Annotated in this window: 19 protein-coding genes; 7 read left to right on the forward strand and 12 right to left on the reverse strand. The window is 64.3% G+C overall.

Annotated elements, in window-relative coordinates:
* Positions 1 to 44: 44 nt before the first annotated feature.
* Complete coding sequence (locus ACZYOF_RS06425) at positions 45 to 569, forward strand: MarR family winged helix-turn-helix transcriptional regulator (protein WP_463715201.1); 525 nt, start codon at positions 45 to 47, stop codon at positions 567 to 569.
* 14 nt (positions 570 to 583) lie between these two features.
* Here the strand turns inward: ACZYOF_RS06425 and ACZYOF_RS06430 are convergent, their stop codons facing one another.
* The gene (locus ACZYOF_RS06430) at positions 584 to 2446 is read right to left on the reverse strand and encodes a feruloyl-CoA synthase (RefSeq protein WP_463715202.1); all 1863 of its coding nucleotides are present in this window, start codon (positions 2444 to 2446) and stop codon (positions 584 to 586) included.
* A gap of 203 nt (positions 2447 to 2649) precedes the next feature.
* Here ACZYOF_RS06430 and ACZYOF_RS06435 point away from each other — a divergent pair, with 203 nt between their 5' ends.
* Positions 2650 to 3144: a MarR family winged helix-turn-helix transcriptional regulator gene (locus tag ACZYOF_RS06435; protein ID WP_463715231.1), complete on the forward strand. Its 495-nt coding sequence runs from the start codon at positions 2650 to 2652 to the stop codon at positions 3142 to 3144.
* Positions 3145 to 3405: 261 nt separating this feature from the next.
* Positions 3406 to 5199: an allophanate hydrolase gene (gene atzF / locus ACZYOF_RS06440; RefSeq protein WP_463715203.1), complete on the forward strand. Its 1794-nt coding sequence runs from the start codon at positions 3406 to 3408 to the stop codon at positions 5197 to 5199.
* 227 nt (positions 5200 to 5426) lie between these two features.
* Here atzF and ACZYOF_RS06445 read toward each other — a convergent pair whose 3' ends face one another.
* The 11 genes from ACZYOF_RS06445 to ugpB form a co-directional block, all read right to left on the reverse strand.
* On the reverse strand, positions 5427 to 6155 hold the full coding sequence (locus ACZYOF_RS06445; protein ID WP_463715204.1) for a GntR family transcriptional regulator: 729 nt from the start codon (positions 6153 to 6155) through the stop codon (positions 5427 to 5429).
* Positions 6152 to 6550, reverse strand: a complete 399-nt coding sequence (hpxZ, locus tag ACZYOF_RS06450; protein ID WP_130578314.1) for an oxalurate catabolism protein HpxZ — start codon at positions 6548 to 6550, stop codon at positions 6152 to 6154. Before hpxZ ends, ACZYOF_RS06445 begins: the two co-directional genes overlap by 4 nt.
* A 3-nt stretch (positions 6551 to 6553) precedes the next feature.
* Entirely contained in the window at positions 6554 to 7945 is a 1392-nt protein-coding gene (locus tag ACZYOF_RS06455) for an AtzE family amidohydrolase (protein WP_463715205.1), read from the reverse strand.
* Positions 7946 to 7952: 7 nt separating this feature from the next.
* Complete coding sequence (locus ACZYOF_RS06460) at positions 7953 to 8135, reverse strand: DUF4089 domain-containing protein (protein WP_463715206.1); 183 nt, start codon at positions 8133 to 8135, stop codon at positions 7953 to 7955.
* Between the two features lie 121 nt (positions 8136 to 8256).
* Complete coding sequence (locus tag ACZYOF_RS06465) at positions 8257 to 10029, reverse strand: dipeptide ABC transporter ATP-binding protein (protein WP_463715207.1); 1773 nt, start codon at positions 10027 to 10029, stop codon at positions 8257 to 8259.
* Entirely contained in the window at positions 10026 to 10163 is a 138-nt protein-coding gene (locus ACZYOF_RS06470; protein ID WP_165421067.1) for a hypothetical protein, read from the reverse strand. Before ACZYOF_RS06470 ends, ACZYOF_RS06465 begins: the two co-directional genes overlap by 4 nt.
* Complete coding sequence (locus ACZYOF_RS06475; protein ID WP_130578317.1) at positions 10163 to 11062, reverse strand: ABC transporter permease; 900 nt, start codon at positions 11060 to 11062, stop codon at positions 10163 to 10165. Before ACZYOF_RS06475 ends, ACZYOF_RS06470 begins: the two co-directional genes overlap by 1 nt.
* A gap of 10 nt (positions 11063 to 11072) precedes the next feature.
* Entirely contained in the window at positions 11073 to 12086 is a 1014-nt protein-coding gene (locus ACZYOF_RS06480) for an ABC transporter permease (RefSeq protein ID WP_130578318.1), read from the reverse strand.
* Positions 12087 to 12109: 23 nt separating this feature from the next.
* Positions 12110 to 13729: an ABC transporter substrate-binding protein gene (locus ACZYOF_RS06485; RefSeq protein ID WP_463715208.1), complete on the reverse strand. Its 1620-nt coding sequence runs from the start codon at positions 13727 to 13729 to the stop codon at positions 12110 to 12112.
* 228 nt (positions 13730 to 13957) lie between these two features.
* Positions 13958 to 14911, reverse strand: coding sequence for an aminoglycoside phosphotransferase family protein (locus tag ACZYOF_RS06490; protein ID WP_463715209.1), 954 nt, complete (start codon positions 14909 to 14911; stop codon positions 13958 to 13960).
* Between the two features lie 116 nt (positions 14912 to 15027).
* Positions 15028 to 16338, reverse strand: coding sequence for a sn-glycerol-3-phosphate ABC transporter substrate-binding protein UgpB (ugpB, locus tag ACZYOF_RS06495; protein WP_463715210.1), 1311 nt, complete (start codon positions 16336 to 16338; stop codon positions 15028 to 15030).
* A 254-nt stretch (positions 16339 to 16592) separates the two neighbouring features.
* On the opposite strand from ugpB, the gene ACZYOF_RS06500 reads away from it, so the two are divergent.
* From ACZYOF_RS06500 to ACZYOF_RS06515, 4 genes are all read left to right on the forward strand, one after another.
* On the forward strand, positions 16593 to 17552 hold the full coding sequence (locus ACZYOF_RS06500; RefSeq protein WP_394566081.1) for a TRAP transporter substrate-binding protein: 960 nt from the start codon (positions 16593 to 16595) through the stop codon (positions 17550 to 17552).
* Between the two features lie 85 nt (positions 17553 to 17637).
* The gene (locus ACZYOF_RS06505) at positions 17638 to 19665 is read left to right on the forward strand and encodes a sensor histidine kinase (protein ID WP_463715232.1); all 2028 of its coding nucleotides are present in this window, start codon (positions 17638 to 17640) and stop codon (positions 19663 to 19665) included.
* A complete protein-coding gene (locus tag ACZYOF_RS06510) occupies positions 19635 to 21380 on the forward strand; it encodes an ATP-binding response regulator (RefSeq protein ID WP_130578323.1) in 1746 nt (581 codons plus the stop codon). The genes ACZYOF_RS06505 and ACZYOF_RS06510 overlap by 31 nt, the downstream gene beginning before the upstream one ends.
* Positions 21377 to 22114 (forward strand): response regulator, encoded by a 738-nt coding sequence (locus ACZYOF_RS06515; RefSeq protein ID WP_282531561.1) that lies wholly within the window; start codon positions 21377 to 21379, stop codon positions 22112 to 22114. Before ACZYOF_RS06510 ends, ACZYOF_RS06515 begins: the two co-directional genes overlap by 4 nt.
* Positions 22115 to 22179 lie beyond the last annotated feature (65 nt).

Genomic DNA, 22179 nt, shown 5'->3' on the forward strand with positions numbered 1-22179 from the left:
CGTCCTTATTGCGAGGCCGCGCCCCCGCAGCGATGATCGAAGAAATGAGCACTCAACCCTCCCCCAGGAAGCCGCGCCGGCCGAGACCCGCGCAAGCTGCGGCTGTCAATTCCGGCCCAACGCTCGATCTCGATCGCTACGTGCCGGCCTTCGTCACCTTCATTGCCAACAAGCTCTCCAACAGCGCCACCTCGTTCTACCAGCGTCATTTCGGCGTCAATGTCACGGAGTGGCGGATCATGTCGCAGCTCGCGATCGAGCCGGGCATCCCCGCCTCGCGCATCTGCCACATCATCGGCTTCGACAAGGGACCGGTGAGCCGGACGCTGGCGCTGTTGCAGAAGCGCGGGCTGGTCGCGATCCGCGCCAACCCGAACGACGGCCGCAGCCATTCGATCACGCTGACGGCCAGAGGCCGCGCCATCCATGACAAGGTCATCGTCGCCGCGCTCGATCGCGAGCGTCGGCTGTTGTCCTGCCTGCGCAAGGACGAGCGGGAGATGCTGATCGATCTGTTGCGCCGGCTGCACAACAATCTCGGCACGGTGACCGGCCAGACCGGCTCCTGACGCTTTGCCCGGTGTCAGCCGGCGCAGGCGATCCATTCACGCGAGGTATCGTCATCCAGCATCGCCACCGCGTCCGCGCGGCGCGTCAGCACCGCGCGCTGGTTGATGTAGCCCTTGTCGGTGATCTCGCCGCCGTCGACGGAGGCGGGCTCCGCAAGCAACAGCGCGCGCGTGGCGTGGCCGGAGGAGTTGCCGCCCTGCGCCTTCAGTCTTGCAAGACCCTGCGCGATCGCGCCGCGGATCGTTTCGTGGCCGATCACGTCGGAAACATCGGCGCTGTCGGGCAAGCCGGCCTGCGCGCGGCAGGCGGCGACGTTGGGGAATACCAGGAAGCGAACTTCGTCGCCGCCATGGCCGGTGACGACGATGTCCTGCGCGAGCGGCGCCAGTGCGGCGATGCCGGCGACGCGCAGCGTGCCGACGCTGACCCAGGTGCCGGAATTGAGCTTGAAATCCTCGGCAACGCGGCCATCGAAGAACAGCCCGCGTTCGGGCTGTTCCGGATCGGCAAACCTCACGGCATCGCCGATCCGGTAAAAGCCCTCCTCGTCGAATGCCTGCGCGGTCAGCTCCGGCGCCTTCCAGTAGCCCGGCGTGACATTGGGGCCGCGCACGCGCACCTCGAGCTTGTCGCCGGAGGTGACCAGCTTCAATTCGGTGCCCGGGACCGGGACGCCGATGTTGCCGGAACGCTCCGCCAGAAAATGGCAATCGGTCGCGAGCGGCGACGTCTCGGTCGAGCCCCAGGCCGACACCATCGGAAGCCGGCGCCCGACGGTCTTCACGGACAATTCTTCCAGCGCGTCCCATAGATTCTGCGGCAGCGCCGCGCCGGCATAGAAGGCGAATTTCACCTCGCCGAAGAATTTCCGGCGTAGCTCGTCATCGTCGCGAAGCGCCGCGATCAGCATGTCGAAACCGCGCGGCACGTTGAAATAGACCGTCGGCACCACGCTGCGCAGATTTGCGAGCGACGTCGCGAACAGGCCCGGCGCCGGCTTACCGCCGTCGATATAAAGCGTGCCGCCGTTACGCAGCACCAGGTTGAAATTGTGGTTGGCGCCGAAGGTGTGGCTCCAGGGCAGCCAGTCCAGGATCACGAGATCGTCGCTGTCAGCGTCGAGGAAGGTCCAGGTCTGCGCCTTGGCCTGCTGGCTCGAGGTCAGCATGCGCTGGGTGTTGATCACGGCCTTCGGCGCGCCCGTCGAGCCCGAAGTGAACAGGAATTTTGCGATGGTGTCCGGCGTCACCGCCGCGAACGCCTTTTCCACCTCCGCGGTCTCTGGCGTAGCCGCGATGGCGCGGAACGAAATCGCATCGCTGTCGTCGGCATTGCCGCTGATGATGGTGGCCGCATGCAGCGACTTGATTGCCGCGAGCGCCGCCGCGAACGGCCTGGTGGCGGAGACATAGATCGCGCCGGGCTCGAGCAGCCGGACCATGCTCTTCAGCTTGTCGAAATCCTTCGACATCAGCGAATAGGCCGGCGAGATCGCAGCCGACGGCACGCCGACATGCTGGGCGGCGAGCGCGAGCAGCGCGTGATCGATGCTGTTGTCGGAAAGGATCATTACCGGGCGTTCGGCGCTGAGGCCTTGCGCCAGGATCCAGGAGGCGAGCGAACGCACCTGCGCCAAGGCATCGGCATAGCTGACAGTGGTCCAGGGCGCCTCGACATCGGCGCGCTCGGCGAGGAAGGCCCTGTTCGGCATCTGCCGCGCCCAATGCTCCAGCCAGTCGCCGACGCAGCGCGCGCCTTCGCGCAAGGGCACGGTCGATCTCACGATGATGCTGCCGTCGCCCCGCCGATCGGCAACGATCGCGGGCACGGCAAACAGATGATCGGGATTGTCCCCGCGCGCGGCGGCAATCGTCATGGTTTCCTCCTCGCCCGTCCTGACCGGGCTTGCCCGGCGCAGCTTATGGCCGCCGGCTGCAGCCTCGTTCCGGGCTGCTTGGTCATAATGTTGGGCAGGACAATTGTTGTCGTCAACAACAATCTTTTCTTGCCCCTGCTCGGGCGCTAAAAGGGACGCGGCATCGGAGGAATCACGTGGCCAACAGAGCGGCGCCGCTGCGGCTGACTTCCGCCAACGGGAAACCAGCAGGAAGACCAACAAGAAACGGCAAGGCGCGTCGAGAAGACGCGGACCGTGAGGTCGGGCTCGACGCGCTGGCCGGGCATGCCGGCTACGCAGTGCGACGATTTCAGATCTGGATCTTCCAGGATTTCATCAAGACGCTTGCGGCGGTCGATATCAGGCCGACGCAATATTCCGTCATGACCGTGATCGGCGCCAATCCGGGCCTGAGCCAGATGGCGGTGGCGAAGCGGCTCGGGATCGAGCGCGCCAGGCTGGTGCACCTCCTGGACGGCCTCGAGCGGCGCAAGCTGGTCAAGCGAGTCCAGTCCCCGTCCGACCGGCGGTGCCACGCCTTGTATCTTACCGCGCAAGGCGAGACATCGCTGCGTCAGTTCAAGCGGCTTGCTGCCGAGCACGAACGTCACGTAGCCGAGAAGATCGGCAAGGAGAACCGGGAGCGCCTGCTTCACATCCTCTCCTGCTTCACCTGACCCCCGGCGCGGGGCGTACCTCGCCTCAAATCGCCCTGCCCAATGATTGGGCAATCCCGTTGCGGCGGATTGCCTCCTGGAACTCTTGCCAATTCCCACGCCTGCCCTAAGCGGCTGATCTTGCATGCCGATTCCAGTAACCGCGCCCGGATCGGAAATGTACACAATGGCACATCGCTTGCTTCGGTCGGGCTTGGGTTTTGTCAGGCCGGGCGCCGTCGATCGTGGCGGAGATCGGTCGACCAACGGACGGGGCACCACGTGACAGAAACCGCCGCTGAGATCGTCGCTGCGCATCGCGCCGGCACCATGACACCTGCGCAAACGGTCGCGCGCAGTTTTCAGCGCGTCCGCGACCATGGCGATCCCGCCATCTTCATCACCCTGCGCGACGAGAAGGAGGCGCTGGCGGAAGCCGCAGCGTTGGCCGGCAAGGACGCCGCGCGCCTGCCGCTCTATGGCGTGCCGGTCGCGGTGAAGGACAATATCGACGCGCGGGGGATGCCGACCACGGCGGCCTGCCCCGCCTTCTCCTACATGCCGACGCATGACGCCACCGCAGTGGCACGGCTGCGCGAAGCCGGCGCGATCATCATCGGCAAGACCAATCTGGACCAGTTCGCAACCGGTCTCGTCGGCGTGCGCTCGCCCTACGGCATCCCCAGGAATCCGGTCCGCGACGACCTCATTCCGGGCGGATCGAGCGCGGGATCGGCGGTCGCGGTCTCCGCCGGACTGGTGCCGCTGGCGCTGGGCACGGACACCGCGGGAAGCGGCCGCGTGCCGGCGATGCTCAACAATATCGTCGGATTGAAGCCGAGCCTCGGATTGATCTCGACCGCGGGCCTGGTGCCGGCCTGCCGCACGCTCGATTGCATCTCGGTCTTCTCACTCACCGTCGACGACGCCATGGCTGCGCTCAAGGTGATGGCCGGCCCCGATGGCGCCGATCCCTTCTCGCGCGAGCGGCCGCTTGCCGGGATGACGGAGTTTCCCGCCGAGCTTCGGCTGGGCATCCCCCGCAAGGGACAGTTGATCTTCTTCGGCGACCGCCAGTCAGGGCAGCTTTACGCGGAAGCGGTCGAGCGCTGGGCCGCGCTCGGCGCGACGCTGGTCGAATTCGACCTCGAACCGTTCTATGAGACCGCGCGGCTGCTCTACGAAGGCCCATGGGTCGCCGAGCGTTATCTGGTGATCCGCAATCTGCTCGCCTCCTCGCCGGAGTCGATCCACCCGGTCACGCGCGAGATCACCGCAGCCGGCGCGCGGCTGAGCGCTGCCGAAACCTTCGCGGCGCTCTACCGCCTGCAGGCACTGCGCCGGATCGCCGAGCGCGCTTTCGCCTCGATCGACGCGATCGTGCTGCCGACAGCGCCGACGGTCTATTCAACCGCGCAGGTATTGGCCAATCCGATCGAGCTCAACAGCCGGCTCGGCACCTATACCAATTTCGTCAACCTGCTCGACCTCTGCGGCCTGGCGCTGCCGTCGGCGATGCGGCCCGACGGCGCGCCGTTCGGCATCACGCTGCTGGCGCCGGCCGGCCGCGACGCGCTGCTTGCCAGCATCGGCCGCGTCTTCCATGCCGACACCAGGCTGCCGATCGGCGCGAAGTCGCTGCCGCAGCCGCCGCTCGGTCCGCTACCGCCATCAAGCGGCGAGGACATTCCGATCGCCGTTGTCGGCGCGCACCTGTCCGGCATGGCGCTGAACGGCGAATTGCGCACGCTCGACGGATGTTTGCTCGAGGAGGCCACGACCGCTCCGGACTACAGGCTCTACGCGCTCGGCACCACGCCGCCGAAACCCGGCATGCTGCGGGTCGAGGCGGGCGCGGGATCGGCGATCAAGCTCGAACTCTGGGCGCTCTCACCGGCTTCCTTTGGCAAGTTCGTCGCCGCGATCCCGCCGCCGCTCTCGATCGGCACGATCCGTCTCGCCGATGGCCGCGAGGTGAAAGGCTTCCTCGTGGAGCCAGCGGCCATCAACGGCGCGCGCGACATCTCCGCCTTCGGCGGCTGGCGCGCATTCGTGGCGGAGAACGCTACGGTCTAGCCGTCATTGCGAGCGCAGCGAAGCAATCCATGCCGCCGCTTGTGGAGAGATGGATTGCTTCGCTGCGCTCGCAATGACGCGGAGAAACGTTTCCGACAACACCGATTTCGTAGGGTGGGCAAAGCGAAGCGTGCCCACCACCACGAGCAGTGCGTGAGATGGTGGGCACGCTTCCGCCTTCGCTCTGCGAGCTACGGCGGACAAGTCGCTTTGCCCACCCTACGAAACTACACCGAGACCGCGTAGATCTCGTATTCGCCGCGCACCAATGTGATATGGGCGCGCATCGCGGCGGCGGCGCCGGTCTTGTCGCCGCGCAGGATCGCGACCACGACGCGGTCGTGCTCGGCGTGCGATTTTGCCAATCGGCCGAGATTGCGGAACTGGGCGCGGCGGAACGGCTGCACGCGGACCCGCGTCGCCAATGTCATCTCCGCAATATAGTCGTTGTGCGAGCCGGCATAGATCGTGTTGTGGAAGCGCTCGTTGACCTCGTGAAAGCGCTCGGGATTTCCGGTGTAGCTGAGCACGCGCAATTCCTCATGCACGGCTTCGAGTGCATGCCGGTCCGCAGCCGTCATCCGCTCGGCGGCGAGCGCCGCGCACAGCGCTTCCAACTCCGCCATCGCCTCGAACATGCCGGTAAGCCGTTCGACCGAGGGCCGCGCCACCACCGCGCCGCGATGGGCGCGCGCTTCGACCAAACCACTTGCGGCAAGCTGACGCAGCGCCTCGCGCACCGGCGTGCGCGAGACATTGAAGCGGCGCGCGATATCGGTTTCATCGAGCGGCGAGCCCGGCCCGAGCGCGCCGCGCACGATCTCATCGGCAAGCTGCAGGCGCAGCTCCTCGGCGCGCGTGGTCTTGGATTGTTGCGGAAACGGACGGTCGACGCGCCGCACCAGCATTTCCGGTCCGGCGGCAGCAGGGCTACGCGGAAGATCGTCCAGACTCATGTCTTCGGATCCTTCGGTTCGTCGATGATGCTGACATGGGCGGCGACGATTCTCCAGCCCTCGGGGAAGCGTATCCACGTCTGCATCTGCCGCCCCACCTTGCCCGGTGCGGAGTCGCGAAAGAACAGCGTCGAGGCGACCGCGGTGTCGCGGCCGTAGGTCGATATCACGGTCTTGTCGGTCCGGCGATTGAGCCCGACCGACGAGCGCCCCGCGCGGAACGCCATGATCGCGTCATAGCCATAGAGATTTTCGCCCATGCCGTAGCGCAGCGTGCGCTTGTCGTTGCGGAACAATTCGTCGAGCACAGCGACGTCGTTCGACACCAGCGCCTTCTCGTAGCGGTCGAATTGCGCGGTCACTTCGGCAAGCACGTCGGGCAGATCGATTTCCATTCGCTAGATTCCTCGCGGCGGCGGCGCGGCGGCCGCACCCATGTGCTCCAGAGCGTAGGCGACCCGCAGCGCGATGTCCTCGCGCCACGGCGCGGCGATGATCTGCACGCCGATCGGCATCGGCTCGAGTGGAACCGGGACGGCCACCACCGGCAGGCCAATGAACGAAATCGGCTGGGTGTGGATGCCGATATTGGCGCGCACCGGCAGTTCGACTCCATCGAGCGTAAAATTCACCTGCCCAAGCTTCGGCGCCACACAGGGCGTCGCCGGGGCCAGGATCACGTCGACCGCCCTGAACAGCTCCAGCACCTTCTCGCGGTACCAGCGCCGGAACTTTTGCGCCTTGTCGACATAGGGCGCCGGAATCATCGCACCCGCGATCAGGCGATCACGCACCGCGGGATCGAAATCATTCGGCCGCTTGCGCAGGCGGTCGAGATGCAGCGAAGCACCTTCCGTCGTCGTGATGACGTAGGCCGCCGAGCGGGCGCGCGCGGCTTCCGGAATCTCCACCATTCGCGTCGCGTTGAGCGCCTTGGCGATGCGGCCAACGGCTTCAACCGCTTCGGGGAAGACGTTCTGCTGGAAATAGCCGCCAGCAATGGCGATGCGGAGATCACCGATGCCTTGCGCGAGCTGTGGCATCACCGGCTCGACCGGCCGCGTGGTGCAGGCGGCGTCATCTGCATCAGACCCCTGCATCGCATCATAGGCGAGCGCGAGATCGCGCGCGCTTCGCGCCAGCGGGCCGAGATGATCGAAGCTTGCGACAAATGGAAACGACCGCGCGCGCGACAACCGGCCATAGGTCGGCTTCAGGCCGAAGGTACCGCAGAAGGACGAGGGCACGCGGATCGAGCCGTTGGTGTCGGAGCCGAGCGCGATCGGTACCAGTCCGCCGCCCACCGCACTGCCGGAGCCGCCCGAGGAGCCGCCGGTCATCCGCGTCGCATCGTGCGGATTGCGCGACGGGCCGTCATGCACGTTCTCGCCGGTGAAGTCATAGGCGTATTCGCCCATGTTGAGCGCGCCGACCAGCACGGCACCGGCCGCTTCCATCCGTTCGATCAGCGTCGCATCGCGCGCGGCCGGCGGCAGATCGCGGTTGATCTTCGATCCGGCGCGGGTGGAGATGCCCTGTACGTCGAACAGGTTCTTCACTGCAAAGGGGACGCCCGCGAGCGGGCCGACGCCTTGGCCGGCCGCGATGGCCGCATCGACGGCTTTGGCCTTGGCGCGTGCGCGATCGGCGGTGATGTCGGTGAAGGCGTTGAGCACGGCATCGTGCTTTGCGATGCGGGCGAGCGCCGCCTCGGTTGCTTCCAGTGCCGAGAGCTTTCGCGTGGCGACGGCCCCTGCGATGTCGGCGGCGGACGGGGATTGATCGGTCATTGCGCTATCAGGCGGAGTAGACACTGGCCGGCTCGGTCTCGTCGGGAAGCGGGAATTCGTCCACCAGCCGCGCCAGTCTCAGCGAGACTTCGAGATTGGCACGAATCGCCGGCCGCCAGGCGTCCTCGACCGGTAGCCCCATCGCCCTCGCGACGGCGTCGATATAGTCATCCAGCTTGTCGGCAACCATCACGCTCCCACCCGGCGATCTCAACGCACCCATGATCCGATTACTTGAATCGGACCACAAACTCATCTGTTTTATCGAGCGTTTGGAAAGCCTGCTTGCCCGTTTTCTTCCCGGAGACTGCTCAATGAACAGGCAACGGCGGATGCGGGATCGCCGTCAGCAGCTCCTTTGTATAGGCATCCTGCGGATCGCCCAAGACCTTTTCGGACGTGCCCTGCTCGACGATCTTTCCGCCGCGCATCACGATGACGCGGTCGCATAACAGGCGCACGACGTTGAGATCGTGCGACACGAACAGATAGCTCATCCCCATCGACTGCTTGAGATCCTGCAACAGGTTCAGCACCACCGCCTGCACGGAGACATCGAGTGCCGCGGTCGGCTCGTCGAGGATGACGAGCTTCGGATGCAGCGCGATGGCCCGCGCGATGCCGACGCGCGCCTTCTGCCCGCCGGACAGTTGGTGCGGGAAGCGGTCGAGCAAATTGACCGGCAGGCCGACCAGCGTGGCGAGTTCCTCGCAGCGGGCGCGCAGCGCGTCGCGGCCCCTGATGTCGCCGAGCTGCATGATCGGGTCGACGATCGCACGCGCGGCGGTGAAGCGCGGGTTGAGGCTGTCGGTCGGATCCTGGAACACCATCTGGATGCGGCTGCGCAGCGGCAATCGCGCAAAGGATTGCGGCTTGATCTCGCCGATCTCGTCGCCATCGAAGGCGATGCGACCGGAGGTCTGGTCGAGCAGCCGCATCACCATCATCGATGTCGTCGATTTGCCGCATCCGGATTCGCCGACCAAGCCGACGCTTTCGCCGTGGCCGACATGGAAGCTGATGCCGTCGACGGCGCGGAACACTTCTTGTTCCACCGGCGGCTTGCGGCCGAACAGTTTTGACAGCACCGCGTTCGCGCCCTGGCGGGGATATTCCTTGACGAGCTTTTCGACCAGGAGAAGGGGTTCTGCCTTCTCGTCACCCCTGGGCTTGACCCGGGGGTCCATCCGTTCAGAAGAAGAGTCTTTCGAAGATTGATGGATGGCCGGGTCAAGCCCGGCCATGACGGAGGGCGTATCGTCCTCCGGCAGCAAATCGCGCAAGGAGACACCGATGCGCGGCGTCGCGCGCATCAGCTTCTTGGTGTAGGCGTGCTCGGGCCTGGCAAAAATATCGGCCGATTTTGCCGTCTCGACCACGCGGCCCTTTTCCATCACCACGACGCGGTCGCAATAGGCGGCGGCCAAGCCGAGATCATGCGTGATCAGGATGGTCGACATCGACCGCCGTTTCGTCAGCTCGACGATCAGGTCCATCACCGCCTTCTGGGTGGTGACGTCGAGACCGGTGGTCGGCTCGTCCGCGATCAGAAGCTGCGGATTGCAAGCCAGCGCGAGCGCAATCACGACGCGCTGGCACATGCCCCCCGAGAGCTCGAACGGATAGGCGTGATAACGCTCGCGCGGGCGGGCGATCTTGACCTGCTCGAGCGCCTCGATCGCCTTCTCGCCACGATCGGCCACGGTCGATTGCTGGACGTGCTGACGCAATACGTCCTCGATCTGGTCGCCCACTTTCCGGATCGGATTGAGCGCCGCGCGCGGGTTCTGGAAGATCATCGAGACTTCGCGGCCGCGCAGGTCGCGCATCTGCGTCTCGGTCGCCGCCTTCACGTCGATGCCCGAGAACATCACCGAGCCCTCGGCGATCTTGCCGGCGCGATCGAGGATGCGCATCACGGCGTAAGACGTCACCGACTTGCCCGAACCGGACTCGCCGACGATGCCGACGGTCTCGCCTTTTGCCACGGAAATATTGACGTGCTGCACCGCCTTGACGATGCCACGCCGCGTGGTGAATTCGACGGTGAGGTCCCTGACGTCGAGCAGCGGCTGCGCGGTCATGACGGGCGCCCCATTCTCAAATCGTCATGCGCGGGCTTGACCCGCGCATCCATCAAGAAATCAAGAATGCGCTTCGCACGATGGATTGCCGGGTCAAGCCCGGCAATGACGATCGGCTGAAAGAGCGAGCCCATCACGTTCTCCGCTGCGGGTCGACGATGTCGCGCAATCCGTCGCCGAGCAGATTGAAGCAGAACACGGCGATCATCAGAGCAAGGCCGGGGAACAGCGCGATCCACCATTCGCCCGACACCATGAAGCCCGCGCCTTCGGCGACCATGATGCCCCATTCGGCGGTCGGCGGGCGGACGCCGAGGCCGATGAAGGAGAGGCCGGCAGCGTTCAGGATGGCGTAGCCCATGGTGAGCGACATCTGCACGATCATGATCGGCATGATGTTGGGCAGGATGTGCACCAGCAGGATGCGGTACTCACCATTGCCGGAGAGCCGCGCCGCCTGGACGAAGCCGGCATTGCGGCGGACATTGGCCTCGGCACGGGCGACGCGCGCGTAAAGGGGGAAATTCACGATTGCGGTGGCGATGATGATGTTCTGCACGGTGTTGCCGAGCGCCGCGACGATGCCCATCGCCAGCACGAACAGCGGAAACGCCATGATGGTGTCGGCGATGCGGCCGACGATGCGGTCGGTCCAGCCGCCGAAATAGCCGGCCGCAATGCCGGCGAGCCCGCCCATCAGGAACACCAGCACTACGGACGCAACTGCAATGAAGGTATCGAGCCGAGTGGCCACGATGACACGGCTGAAGATATCGCGCCCCAATTGATCGGTGCCGAACCAGTGCGCCGCCGACGGTGGCTTCAGCGCTGCGGCGGTATCGCTCGCGAGCGGGTCGTAGGGCACGACATAGGGGCCGAACAGCGCCGCGAACACGATCACGACCAGCAGCCCGAAGGCGAAGGCGGTGACCTTGTTCTCGCCGAGCACATAGCGCGTGTGCTCGAAGACGGCTGACAGCCCCGAGGTCGGCGCCGGAGCGACGGGTTCAACGACAGGCGCAACGGTGCTCATGCTTCACCCCTCACCCTTCCAGTCGTACGCGTGGATCGATCACGCCATAGAGGATGTCGATCACCAGATTGAGCAGCACATACATGACCGCCATGGTCAGCACGAAGCCTTGCACCGGCGCAAAATCCGACGAGATCAGCGCTTCCACCGCATAGGAGCCGATGCCAGGCCAGGCGAACACTTTTTCAACCAGCACATTGGCGCCCAGCAGGAACGAGAACACCATGCTGAGCGTCGTGATGACCGGCAGCATCGCGTTGCGGAACGCGTAGGTGACGATCACCGTCCCCGGCGACAGGCCGCTGGCACGCGCAGTGCGAACGAAGTCGGAGGACAGCACGGCCAGCATCGAAGCCCGGGTCATGCGCGCGATCGGCGCCAGCGAGAAGATCGCAAGCGTCGTCGCCGGCAGGATGAGCTGGCTGAGCGCGGAACGGAATGCCTCGAAATCGCGCGCGATCAAAGTGTCGATCAGATAGAAGCCGGTCACGGTCGGCGGCGCGCTATAGAACACATCGAGCCGCCCCAACGGCGCCGGCGACCAGCCGAGCTGGAAATAGAAGATGTAGACCAGCACCAGCCCAGTAAAGAACACCGGCAGCGATACGCCGGCGGTGGTCGTGACGCGACAGAGATGGTCGATCCACGAGCCGGGCCGCGTTGCGGCGAGCACGCCGAGCGGGATTGCGATTGCGATCGACACCAGCAGGCCGAGCAGCGTCAGTTCGGCGGAAGCCGGCAGGCGGTTGCGCAATTCGGCCGCCACCGGCTGTCCCGTGGTGAGCGAATTGCCGAAATCGCCATGGGCGAGATCATTGGTGTAGCGGAAGAACTGCTCGATCAGCGGCCGGTCCAGGCCGAGCTTCTTGCGGATCTGTTCGACCGCTTCTTTGGTGGCGGCAGGCCCGGCGAAATAGGCGGCCGGATCGCCCGGCAGCGCGCGGGTCAGCAGGAAGGTGACGATGACGACCCCGATCAGGCTCGGGATCGCAAACATCAGCCGCTTGCCGATCATCGTGAGCATGGCGCGCCCTCCCTGCTCGTTCGCTACCCCTTCGCCATCGCGCGATAGTCGAGGCGGCGGTGGAACCAGTACTGATAGCCGGAGATATTCTTCTGCATCGCCACGTTGACGAAGGGCTGATACAGCGGAATGCGCGGCACTTCCGCGAAGGCGAGATCGACGAAACCCTTGACGTCGGTGTCGTAGGCCGCGGTGTCGCCGATCGCGGCAGCCTTGCGGGCGCCGTCGATGAACCTGTCCATCTCCGGCGACTTGTAGCTCATGGTGTTGAACACGGAATTGTTGCCGTGATAGCACCAGTAGAAGAAGTACTCGGGATAATCGAGCCAGCCCGAGAACACATTGGTGAACAGCGGCATCTCCTTCTTGTTCAGCTCGGTGCGCCAGTTGGCGCCGGGCACCTTGTTGATGGTGGTCTTGATGCCGATCTGCGCCAGGCTTTCCTGCACCAGCACGCAGAGCGGTTCGTTGACGCCCGCAAAATTCAGATCGAAGGAGATCGTGGTCTCGAAGCCGTTGGGATAGCCGGCCTCCGCCAGCAACGCCTTGGCCTTCTCGATGTCGGTGAAATATTTGTGCGGCTGCGGCCAGGCGACCTCGGTCGGCTTGTCCTTGGGCGCGCCGAACATCGGGTTGGCAAGCCCGAACAGCACCGCGTCCATGATCTTCTGATAGGGAATCGCGTAGGCCACGGCCTGCCGCACCTTCAGATTATCGAACGGCGGCTTGGTCACGTTCATGCCGATATACTGGATGCCGTTGGAGAACGGCAGCGACACCACGTCGAGCTTGCCGTTCGCCTTCATCTCCTGGAAATCCTTGAACGGCAGCTCATAGGAGATGTCGGCGTCGCCGCGCTCCAGCAGCGCGCGGCGGTTGCCGGCCTGCGGCACCATGCGCCAGATCACGCGCTTGATCTTCGGCATGGGTCCGCCGACCCAGGCGTCGTTGCGCTCCATGATCACTTCGGTGCCGGCGGTCCATTTCGTCACCTTGTAGGCGCCGGAGCCCGCGGTCTGCTGCTTGGTGTATTCGAGGCCCCAAGGATCTTTTTCAGAGGCGTTCTTCTTCACCAATTCGGAGTTGACGACGCAGGGCACGATGACGGCGAGATCGGGGATCGTCAGCCGGTCCTTGGTGGCGAAATCGACCCGCACCGTGGAATCGTCGACGATGACGAACTGCTCGGGCTTGGTCAGCGAGCCCGCACTCATCTGGAAGGTCGGGAAGCCGCCGACGCTGACCGCGCGATCGAGCGACCATTTGACGTCCTTCGCCGTCACTGGCGCGCCGTCGTGGAATTTGGCGTTCTTCTTCAATTTGAAGGTGACGGACATGTCGCCGACATTCATGTCGTCGGCCAGTTCACCCTTGAACCTGTCGCGGTCGTAATAGGGCACGCTGCCCGGGCCGCTCTTCATCTCGTGGGTGATCAGGCGGTCGTAGCAATTCCAGGACACTTCATAGCCGGGCACATTGGTGCCGACGCCATGGATGTCGAGATTGTTCGGACCGCCCTCGGAAACGATCAATAGCGTCTCCGAGCGCGCATCGGCCTTGGCCGGCGACCAGATCGCGGGCGCAGGCACCATCGCGCTAGCGGCTAATCCGGACGCGGACTTCAGGAAATCGCGACGTTTCATGGGTGATGCTCCAACGCCCCTGGGAAATGGCGTGGAACAGGTTCGCAAGGTTTGTGCCAAGCCTTAATGGAACGTTAGCGTACGCCCAAGTCATTGATTTAACTTTCGAATATCAAGAACGGCAAGTTCAAACGCTGCGATCGATCGTCACCTTATTGCATACAAATCGGCATATTTGCTCACTGATTAAGCTATTAATTTTGAACGCCCGTTTGTTAGGCGAGCCATTTATGTGGCCCAAATCAGCTCTTGCAGTTCCAGGAGATCGTCAGCCTTCGCTTGCCAGCCGTCGATGCAGATGTGCCGGTTCAGGTCGCTCGCGCGGTGCAACAGCATCAAGGCCATCAGCCGCCGCTTCAGCGCGAAGTCGATGTCGCTGCGGGAATAGCCAAAGCCTTCGAGCAGGCTCAGCACGCGGCGCGGCCGGCCTGCGGCCATGAATGCGCCGGGACCGAGCAGATCGTAGTCGCGCCATCCTGCCAGCACATCCCCGAAATCGATCAATCCGCAAAGGTGCCAGCGGCCGTCCCGCTGCGTCAGCATGAAGTTTTGCGGGATGTATTCGCCGGTGAGGATGACCGGCGGTTCGTGCATCGGGATCAGCTCGGCGGCGTCGCGCAAGAGATCATCGAGCCCGTCGAGGAATTTTCGCGCCAGCCCCAGCCGCTCGTGCCTGGCACGACAGCCTTCCATCTGGCTCTGCATGAACACGTCCCAGCGCGGCTCGATTGCAAGCAGCGGGCCTGGCGGCACGCGCTGAACATCGGCGATGGTCTCGCCGATCTCGGCGAGCACGCGTTCCTTGTCGGCTTCGGGCAGCGAGGGCCACACCTCCGCACCCAGGACGCCCGGCAGGCGCGTGATGATGAGATACGGCCACCGGTCGCGCTCGCCTTCGGCGACGATCTCCGGAATCGGGATCTTGACCCGTCCGCGAAGCTGCGCGAGCGATCCGCGCTCGGATACGAACTGCGCCCGCAGCACCGGCGGGAATATCTTGAGGATGAGATCATCACCGAGTCCAACGACGAGGTTGGTGCCGGTTGTGAAGACGTGAGGCGACGTGGAGGCAAATCCGCGGCTGTGGGCGATATCGATCGCGACCGGCAGCCAGCGCGATGGGTCAGCACGCCAGGTGCGAAAGGCTTCGTAGTCGGTGAAGGCGGGTAATGACCGCGTCATGAATTTGCGCCACGACGTCATTGCGAGGAGCGATGCGACGAAGCAATCCATTTCGACCCGCGCGGAGAAATGGATTGCTTCGCTTCGCTCGCAATGACGGTTGGCGAGACCAATTTCTACCTGTCCGGATTGGCGCGCTCGAACTGGCGCAGCAGCCGGTTACCGCGTTCGACGGCCAAATCGAGCGCGGCCTGCGGCGACTGCTTGCCGGAAAAGGCCTGCTCGAGCTCCTCATCGATGACACCGCGGATCAGCACGAAGGAGCCGAGCCGGATACCTTTCGAGTTCTCGGTCGGCGGCTTCAGCGTCAATTGCTCGATCCCGATCGCCGCGCCGGGGTTGTGGTCGTAGAAACCCTGCGAGCGCGTGAGCTCGTAAGCTGCGCGGGTGATCGGCAGATAGCCGGTTGCCTGGTGCCAGGCGGCCTGCACCTCCGGCTTCGACAGATAGGCGAAGAACTTCGCAACGCCTGTATATTCGGCCCGCGGGCGATCGCGCAGCACCCATAGCGTGGCGCCGCCGATGATGCTGTTCTGCGGCGCGCCGGTGACGTCCGGCCAATAGGGCAGCATGCCGTAGCCGACCTCGAATTTCGAGTTGGCCTTGATATCGGCGCTGGTGCCGGACGAGCCGATGAAAATGCCGCATTCGCCCTTCTGGAAGCGCGGCTCGGCCGCCTGCCCGCGACCGCTATAGTCGAACACCTTGGTGGCTTGCCATTCCACGAGCTGGGCGATGTGCTTCACCATCAGCGAATTGTTGAAGATGAGTTTCGCATCGAGCCCGCCGAAACCGTTGGCCTTGGTCGCGATCGGCACATTGTGAAAGGCTGAAAAATTCTCGACATTGATCCAGGATGGCCACGACGTGGTGAATCCGCAAGGAGCACCGGCCGCGCGCAACCGCTTTGCCGCCGCGCCGAGTTCGGGCCAGGTCTTGGGCGCCACCTCCGGGTCGAGGCCGGCGGCGCGAAACAGATCCTTGTTGTAATAGAGGATCGGCGTCGAGGCGTTGAACGGAAACGACAGCAGATTGCCGCTGAGGTCGGCGTAGTAGCTGGTCACGGTCGGCAGGTAGGCCGACGGCAGGAACGGCTCGGACTGGTCGCGCATCAGCTCGAACACCGGATAGATCGCGCCGCGAGCCGCCATCATGGTGGCGGTGGCGATCTCGTTGACCTGGACGATAGCGGGCTGGCTGCGCGAGCGGAAAGCGAAGATCGCCGCCGTGACCGTTTCGGTGTAGTTGCCCTTGTAGCTCGGCACGATCCGGTAGTCGGACTGGGACGCGTTAAAATCGGCAGCGAGCTTCTCGACCTGCTTGCCGAGTTCTCCCGACATCGCGTGCCACCACATGATCTCGGTCGCGGCATGCGCGGGAGATCCGAGCAGAGTGGCCGCAAGCGCCGCTGGGTATAGGAATCTCATAAACGATGTCACGGTGCGCCAATCCAGGCTTTCGCGCTTGAGAAGCAAAATCAAAATCACTTTTGCCCCTGATTAAGGCTGCGTCGTTACGGTTGCAATCCGGCAAAACGTCGGAATGGCCGATTAACCGTAGATCGTCGGATAGCTATCTTTCCGGCTTCTGCTAAAAAGTATTGAACCTTTTCTTCCTGCCACAGACCATATCACAAGGGGATTTGTAGCCTGTGTACCGCCGCGCCGGCCTTTCGCGGATCATGAAGCTTGTTGTCGCGCTGCTGCTGACGGCGGTCGCAACGGGTGCGGCTGCGCGCGAGTTTCGGGCTTCCGATACCCAGAGCGAGGACTATCCGACCGTCCAGGCGCTGCGTTACATGGGCAGCCTGGTGGAGGAGCGAAGCGGTGGCCGTCATCATGTGCGGGTGTTTCACTCACGGCAGCTTGGCGAGGAAAAAGAAACGCTGGAGCAGACGCGGGCGGGTGCGATCGACATCAACCGCACCAATGTGGCGCTGATCGGCGCCATGGTGCCCGCGGCCAACGTGCTGGCGATGCCCTTCCTGTTCCGCTCGGTTGAACATTTGCAGAAGGTGCTGGATGGCCCCATCGGCAACGAGATCCTCAACTCATTCGAGGCCTACGGATTCGTCGGCTTGGCCTTCTATGATTCGGGCGCGCGCTCGATCTACAACAGCGCCCGTCCGATCCGTTCGCTCGACGACCTCAAGGGCCTGCGGATTCGGGTCCAGCAGTCGCAGCAGATGTCGGACATGATCCGCGCGCTCGGCGCCGAACCGGTCGAGCTGCCCTACGGGCAGGTCAAGACCGGCCTTGCCACTGGATTGATCGACGGCGCCGAGAACAACTGGCCGTCTTTCATCACCGCCGATCACTACAAGTTCGCAGGCTTCTATACGCTGACCGAACATACGATGAGCCCGGAAGTGCTGGTGATGTCGCAAAAGGCGTGGGCGAGCCTGTCGGTCGAAGACCAGGCGCTTTTCCGCGAGGCTGCGAAGCGCTCCAGCACCTTCATGCGCGAGAAGTGGAAGGACCTCGACGAGCGCTCGCGCCAGCGGGCCGAAGCCGCAGGCGTGAAGATCGTCAGCGATTTCGACCGCAGGCCGCTCGAGGCGGCGATGGCAGGGCTCTACGCCAAAGCGCAGCGCGACCCCGCGATCGCGTCATTGATCGAGCGCATCCGCAAGGTGGAGTGAAGCAAGCTTGGCAGCGCCCGGACAGGATGGAGCAGTGGGACGGCAGGCGAGCCTCGCCGCGCGCGGCCGCGTGCACATCGTCCAGATGCTGCGGGCGGTGCCGATCCGCTGGCGCATCCTGTCGATCGCGCTGTTGAACTCGGCGGTCGTGGTGGTGCTGGCGGCATTGATCTGGAACGGCGCCACCGTGCTGCGCTCGGCCTGGGAGGACGTCCGGCAGGTCCGGGAATCCGACAAGATCCTGGCCAAGCTCGAAACCGAGACCAGCCGGCTGCAGAACCTGATCCACCGCTACATCAACCAGCCGAGCCCCGAGCTGTTCGCCGAGATCCTGCTGTTGCGCGAAGCCGTGCTCGGCACGCTGACCACGCGCGCCGCCACCGACCCGATGCTGTCAGGGTCGGTGGAGCAGCTCGAGCGCGTCACCAGCCGCTTCCTGGACGGCTTCGGCGAATTGCGCGCCGTGCAGGCAAAGATCACCAAGACCTATGAGGAGCAGGTGCTCGGGCCGGCCAAGGACATGGCCGGTCTTTACTCCATCATCGAAGGCGCCACCGGCCATCGCGACGCGCTGATCTGGCCATCGCTCGGCAAATCCCGCGAGGCCTTCACCGCGATGCTGGTGGCGGCGAATGCCTATTATCTGTCGCTATCGAGCGCATCCGCCGAAGAGGCCCGCCGCAACACCGAGACGATCGAGAAGACGATCCCGGTCATGATCGACCTCGCCGACAACGACCTGCAGCGCCTGGCGCTGGCGCGGCTGAACAAGCGGACCGAAGCGTTGCGCGAGGGATTGGGAAAACTGACCGAGCAGCTCGCGAGCCGCACCGAGCTATTGCGCAACACCATCGACGCGAGCCAGGCCGACGCCATCGGCGTCATCGACGATCTCTCGATCAACATGCGCCAGCGCGAGCAGAAGGCGCAGGAAACCTTCGACCGGACGCTGTCGGACATTTCGCGCCGTGTGCTCTCGATCGCGGTGATCTTCCTCGGCATCATCGTTTCCGCGGGCGTCCTGATCGCGCTGTCGATCCGCCTGCCGCTGCAGCAGATCATGGCCTCGATGCACGCCATCACATCGGGCAATTACGATCGCCGCGTGCTGGGCACCGACGCCAAGGACGAGGTCGGCGCCATGGCGCGCGCGGTGGAAGTGTTCCGCGAGAATGCGATCGCCAAGCGCCAGGCCGAAGACGAATTGCGCGCCGCCAAGGAACGGGCCGAGAGCGCGCTGCTCGAACTCAATACGGCCCAGCAGAACCTGATCGATGCGGAGCGGCTGGCGGCGCTCGGCGGCCTGGTTGCCGGCGTCGCCCATGAGGTGAACAATCCGATCGGCATCAGCCTGACGGTGGCCTCGAGCTTTGCGCGCCGCACCGAGATATTCGAGCACGAGCTGAAATCAGAACAGTTGCGCCGCTCCAAGCTCGACGAATTCGTGAAGAGCTCGCGCGATGCCGCGCAGCAGCTCGTCGCCAACCTGCAGCGTGCGGGCGAACTGATCCAGTCGTTCAAGCAGGTGGCGGTCGATCGCTCGCATGCCGAGCGCCGCCAGTTTTCCTTGAGCGAAGCGACCGACCAGATCGTCGCCAGCCTGCGGCCGGTGCTGAAGAAAGCCGCGATCGCCCTGACAGTCGACGTGCCGGAAGGCCTGATGATCGACGGCTATCCCGGCTCCTACGGACAAATTTTAACCAATCTTTTCCTTAACGCCGTCAATCATGCGTTCGCCGACCGGCGATCGGGGACGATCACGATTTCAGCGCGGGCCCGCGGCAGCGACGACATCGAGATCATCTTCGCCGACAACGGCGCCGGCATGACGCCGGACGTGCAACGCCAGGCGTTCGATCCATTCTTCACCACCCGGCGCAATGAAGGCGGCACCGGGCTGGGCTTGCATATTGTCTATAATCTTGTCACCCAACAGCTCGGCGGCCGCATGGTGCTGGAGTCAAGGCCGGGACAAGGCACCACTTTTCGCATTATCATGCCGAGAATCGCCAAGGGTCAGCCAACGGGTCAGCCGACGGGTCAGCCCACGATCGCGGACCAAGCCAATGACGGAACTGCTCAATGGCCGAACAGGACGATGTCCTCCACCTGATCGACGACACCGGGGTCACACCGGAGGATTCGTCCGCGCGAAAATGGAAGGTGGCAGTCATCGACGACGATGCTGCAGTGCATGAAGGCACCCGCTTCGCGCTGTCCGACTACAGCCTGAACGGGGCCACGCTGGAGATCCTGTCGGCCTATTCTGCGGCGGAAGGTCGCAAGCTGATGCGGGAGCATCCGGACATCGCCGCCGTCCTGCTCGACGTCATCATGGAGACCGACGTCGCAGGGCTCGAACTCGTCGAATATATCCGCAACGAGATCAAGAACGAGACCGTCCGCATCATCCTGCGCACCGGACAGCCGGGCCAGGCGCCGGAGCGGCGGGTGATCGTTCAGTACGACATCAACGACTACAAGGCCAAGACCGAGCTCACCGCCGACAAGCTGTTCACCTCGTTGACGGCAGCGCTGCGCAGCTACCAGCAGCTCGAGCGCATGGTGCAGACCAGGCGCGGGCTCGAGATCATCATCGACGCCGCCTCCACGCTCTACGACTTCAAATCGATGCAGCGGCTCGCCGAGGGCGTGCTGACCCAGCTCGCCTCGCTGCTCAATGTCGAATGCGCCGGCATCCTGGTGCTGCGCGATGACGGCGCCGGCAGCGAATTGTCGGTGCTGGCGGGCTCCGGCTGCTACAGCCGTTTCATCGGCACCACCAGCTCGAAATCGCTCGACCCTGATCTGCGCGAGATGGTGGAAGCCGCCTTCCAGCGTCGCAAGAACGAATTCGCCGACCACCGCAGCGTGCTCTATTTGCGCACCGGCAGCGGCCGCGAAGTCGTGGTGCTCCTGCAGGCGGAGCGCCAGCTCTCCGACACCGACCGTGCGCTGGTCGAGATCTTCAGTAGCCGCCTCTCGATCGCGTTCGACAACGTGATCCTCTACCAGCAGCTTCATGAAGCCAACACGCAGCTCGAGGACCGCGTCGCCCAGCGCACCCGCGCGCTGATGCAGGCCAACCGCCGGCTTTCGGCGCAATGGCTGAGGCTGCAGCGTGCCAACGGCTTCAAGAACGAGATCCTGGGCACGGTTGCCCATGACCTCAAGAACCCGCTCGGCGTGATCCTCGGCCGCACCGAGATGCTGACCGAATTGATCGGCGCCGGCTCGCCAAGGGAAGCGGTCGCGACCCAGGTCGAGCACATCAGGGATGCCACCAAGCGCCTGACATCGATGGTCGATCATCTGATCTCGGACGCGATGGCCGACGCCTTCGACATCACCATCCGCCGTGAACCGGTCGATGTCGCGGCTCTTATCAACGAGGTCGCCGAAGCGAACCTGCCGCTGGCGGTCAACAAGCAGCAGAGCATCTCGGTCTCCGCACCGCCGAATTTCGTGACCATGTGCGATGCCGACCGCATTCGCGAGGCGATCGACAATCTGGTCAGCAATGCCATCAAATACTCACCAATCGGCGGCAAGATCAGGGTGGTCGTCACCCATGAGGGCGACAACACGGTGATCCGGATCGCCGACGAGGGCGCCGGCCTCTCGCCGGAGGATTTGGGGCGCCTGTTCGGCCGGTTCCAGCGGCTGTCGGCCAAGCCGACCGCAGGCGAGAGCTCGACCGGGCTTGGACTTTCGATCGTCAAACGCATTATCGACATGCATGGCGGCCATGTAACTGCGCAGAGCCCCGGCCCCGGACAGGGCTCGATCTTTACGGTTACATTGCCGGCCACAGCAGAGACATCATGACCCAGAGCCCGCACATCATCATTGTTGATGACGAGGCACCGGCCCGCGAGATGGTCGGTGATTATCTCAAGATGCACGGCTTTGGCGTGACGTTGTGCGATGGCGGAAAGAGCCTGCGGAGCGTGATCGAGACCAACCATCCCGACCTCGTGGTGCTCGACCTCAACATGCCCGAGGAAGACGGGCTGTCGATCATCCGCGATCTCAAGAGCCGGATGAACGTGCCGGTCATCATGCTGACGGCGACCGCGAGCCCGATCGACCGCGTGGTCGGGCTTGAGCTCGGGGCCGACGATTACGTGGCAAAACCCTGCGAGCTGCGCGAATTGATGGCGCGGATCCGCTCGGTCCTGCGGCGGAGCACGCCGGCCAAAGTGGCCGCGCCCGAAACGACAGCCGCCAAGACCGAGAAGGAACAATTGGTCCGCTTCGGCACCAAATGGCTTGATCTGCAGGCGCAAGCGCTGCGCGACGACGAGGGCAACGAGCATCCGCTGACGGCATCCGAATTCGGGCTGCTGAAGGTGTTTGCGGCCAATCCGAAACGGGTGCTGTCGCGCGAGCGGCTGCTCGAACTGGCCAATGCGCGCGACGCCGAGGCCTTCGACCGCGCCGTCGACCTCCGGATCATGCGCATCCGCCGCAAGATCGAGATCGATCCGACCAAGCCCGCGGTCATCCGCACCATCCGCGGCGGCGGCTATCTGTTCTCACCAAGCGGCGAAAAGGCCTGATCTTCGCCCCTGCCCAATGACGGGGCGCGCGAAAACGCGTCAGGCGCCGTTCGGTTCCGCCCGGT

The sequence above is a fragment of the Bradyrhizobium sp. LeoA1Lang genome, assembly GCF_055413685.1.

Excerpts from the sequence above, each read along its gene's own strand:
- ACZYOF_RS06425 (WP_463715201.1), top strand. The coding sequence starts at position 45 with ATGAGCACTCAACCCTCCCCCAGGAAGCCGCGCCGGCCGAGACCCGCG.
- ACZYOF_RS06430 (WP_463715202.1), bottom strand. The coding sequence starts at position 2,446 with ATGACGATTGCCGCCGCGCGCGGGGACAATCCCGATCATCTGTTTGCC.
- ACZYOF_RS06445 (WP_463715204.1), bottom strand. The coding sequence starts at position 6,155 with ATGAGTCTGGACGATCTTCCGCGTAGCCCTGCTGCCGCCGGACCGGAA.
- hpxZ (WP_130578314.1), bottom strand. The coding sequence starts at position 6,550 with ATGGAAATCGATCTGCCCGACGTGCTTGCCGAAGTGACCGCGCAATTC.
- ACZYOF_RS06455 (WP_463715205.1), bottom strand. The coding sequence starts at position 7,945 with ATGACCGATCAATCCCCGTCCGCCGCCGACATCGCAGGGGCCGTCGCC.
- ACZYOF_RS06460 (WP_463715206.1), bottom strand. The coding sequence starts at position 8,135 with ATGGTTGCCGACAAGCTGGATGACTATATCGACGCCGTCGCGAGGGCG.
- ACZYOF_RS06465 (WP_463715207.1), bottom strand. The coding sequence starts at position 10,029 with ATGACCGCGCAGCCGCTGCTCGACGTCAGGGACCTCACCGTCGAATTC.
- ACZYOF_RS06470 (WP_165421067.1), bottom strand. The coding sequence starts at position 10,163 with ATGGGCTCGCTCTTTCAGCCGATCGTCATTGCCGGGCTTGACCCGGCA.
- ACZYOF_RS06475 (WP_130578317.1), bottom strand. The coding sequence starts at position 11,062 with ATGAGCACCGTTGCGCCTGTCGTTGAACCCGTCGCTCCGGCGCCGACC.
- ACZYOF_RS06480 (WP_130578318.1), bottom strand. The coding sequence starts at position 12,086 with ATGCTCACGATGATCGGCAAGCGGCTGATGTTTGCGATCCCGAGCCTG.
- ACZYOF_RS06485 (WP_463715208.1), bottom strand. The coding sequence starts at position 13,729 with ATGAAACGTCGCGATTTCCTGAAGTCCGCGTCCGGATTAGCCGCTAGC.
- ACZYOF_RS06490 (WP_463715209.1), bottom strand. The coding sequence starts at position 14,911 with ATGACGCGGTCATTACCCGCCTTCACCGACTACGAAGCCTTTCGCACC.
- ugpB (WP_463715210.1), bottom strand. The coding sequence starts at position 16,338 with ATGAGATTCCTATACCCAGCGGCGCTTGCGGCCACTCTGCTCGGATCT.
- ACZYOF_RS06500 (WP_394566081.1), top strand. The coding sequence starts at position 16,593 with ATGAAGCTTGTTGTCGCGCTGCTGCTGACGGCGGTCGCAACGGGTGCG.
- ACZYOF_RS06505 (WP_463715232.1), top strand. The coding sequence starts at position 17,638 with ATGCTGCGGGCGGTGCCGATCCGCTGGCGCATCCTGTCGATCGCGCTG.
- ACZYOF_RS06510 (WP_130578323.1), top strand. The coding sequence starts at position 19,635 with ATGGCCGAACAGGACGATGTCCTCCACCTGATCGACGACACCGGGGTC.
- ACZYOF_RS06515 (WP_282531561.1), top strand. The coding sequence starts at position 21,377 with ATGACCCAGAGCCCGCACATCATCATTGTTGATGACGAGGCACCGGCC.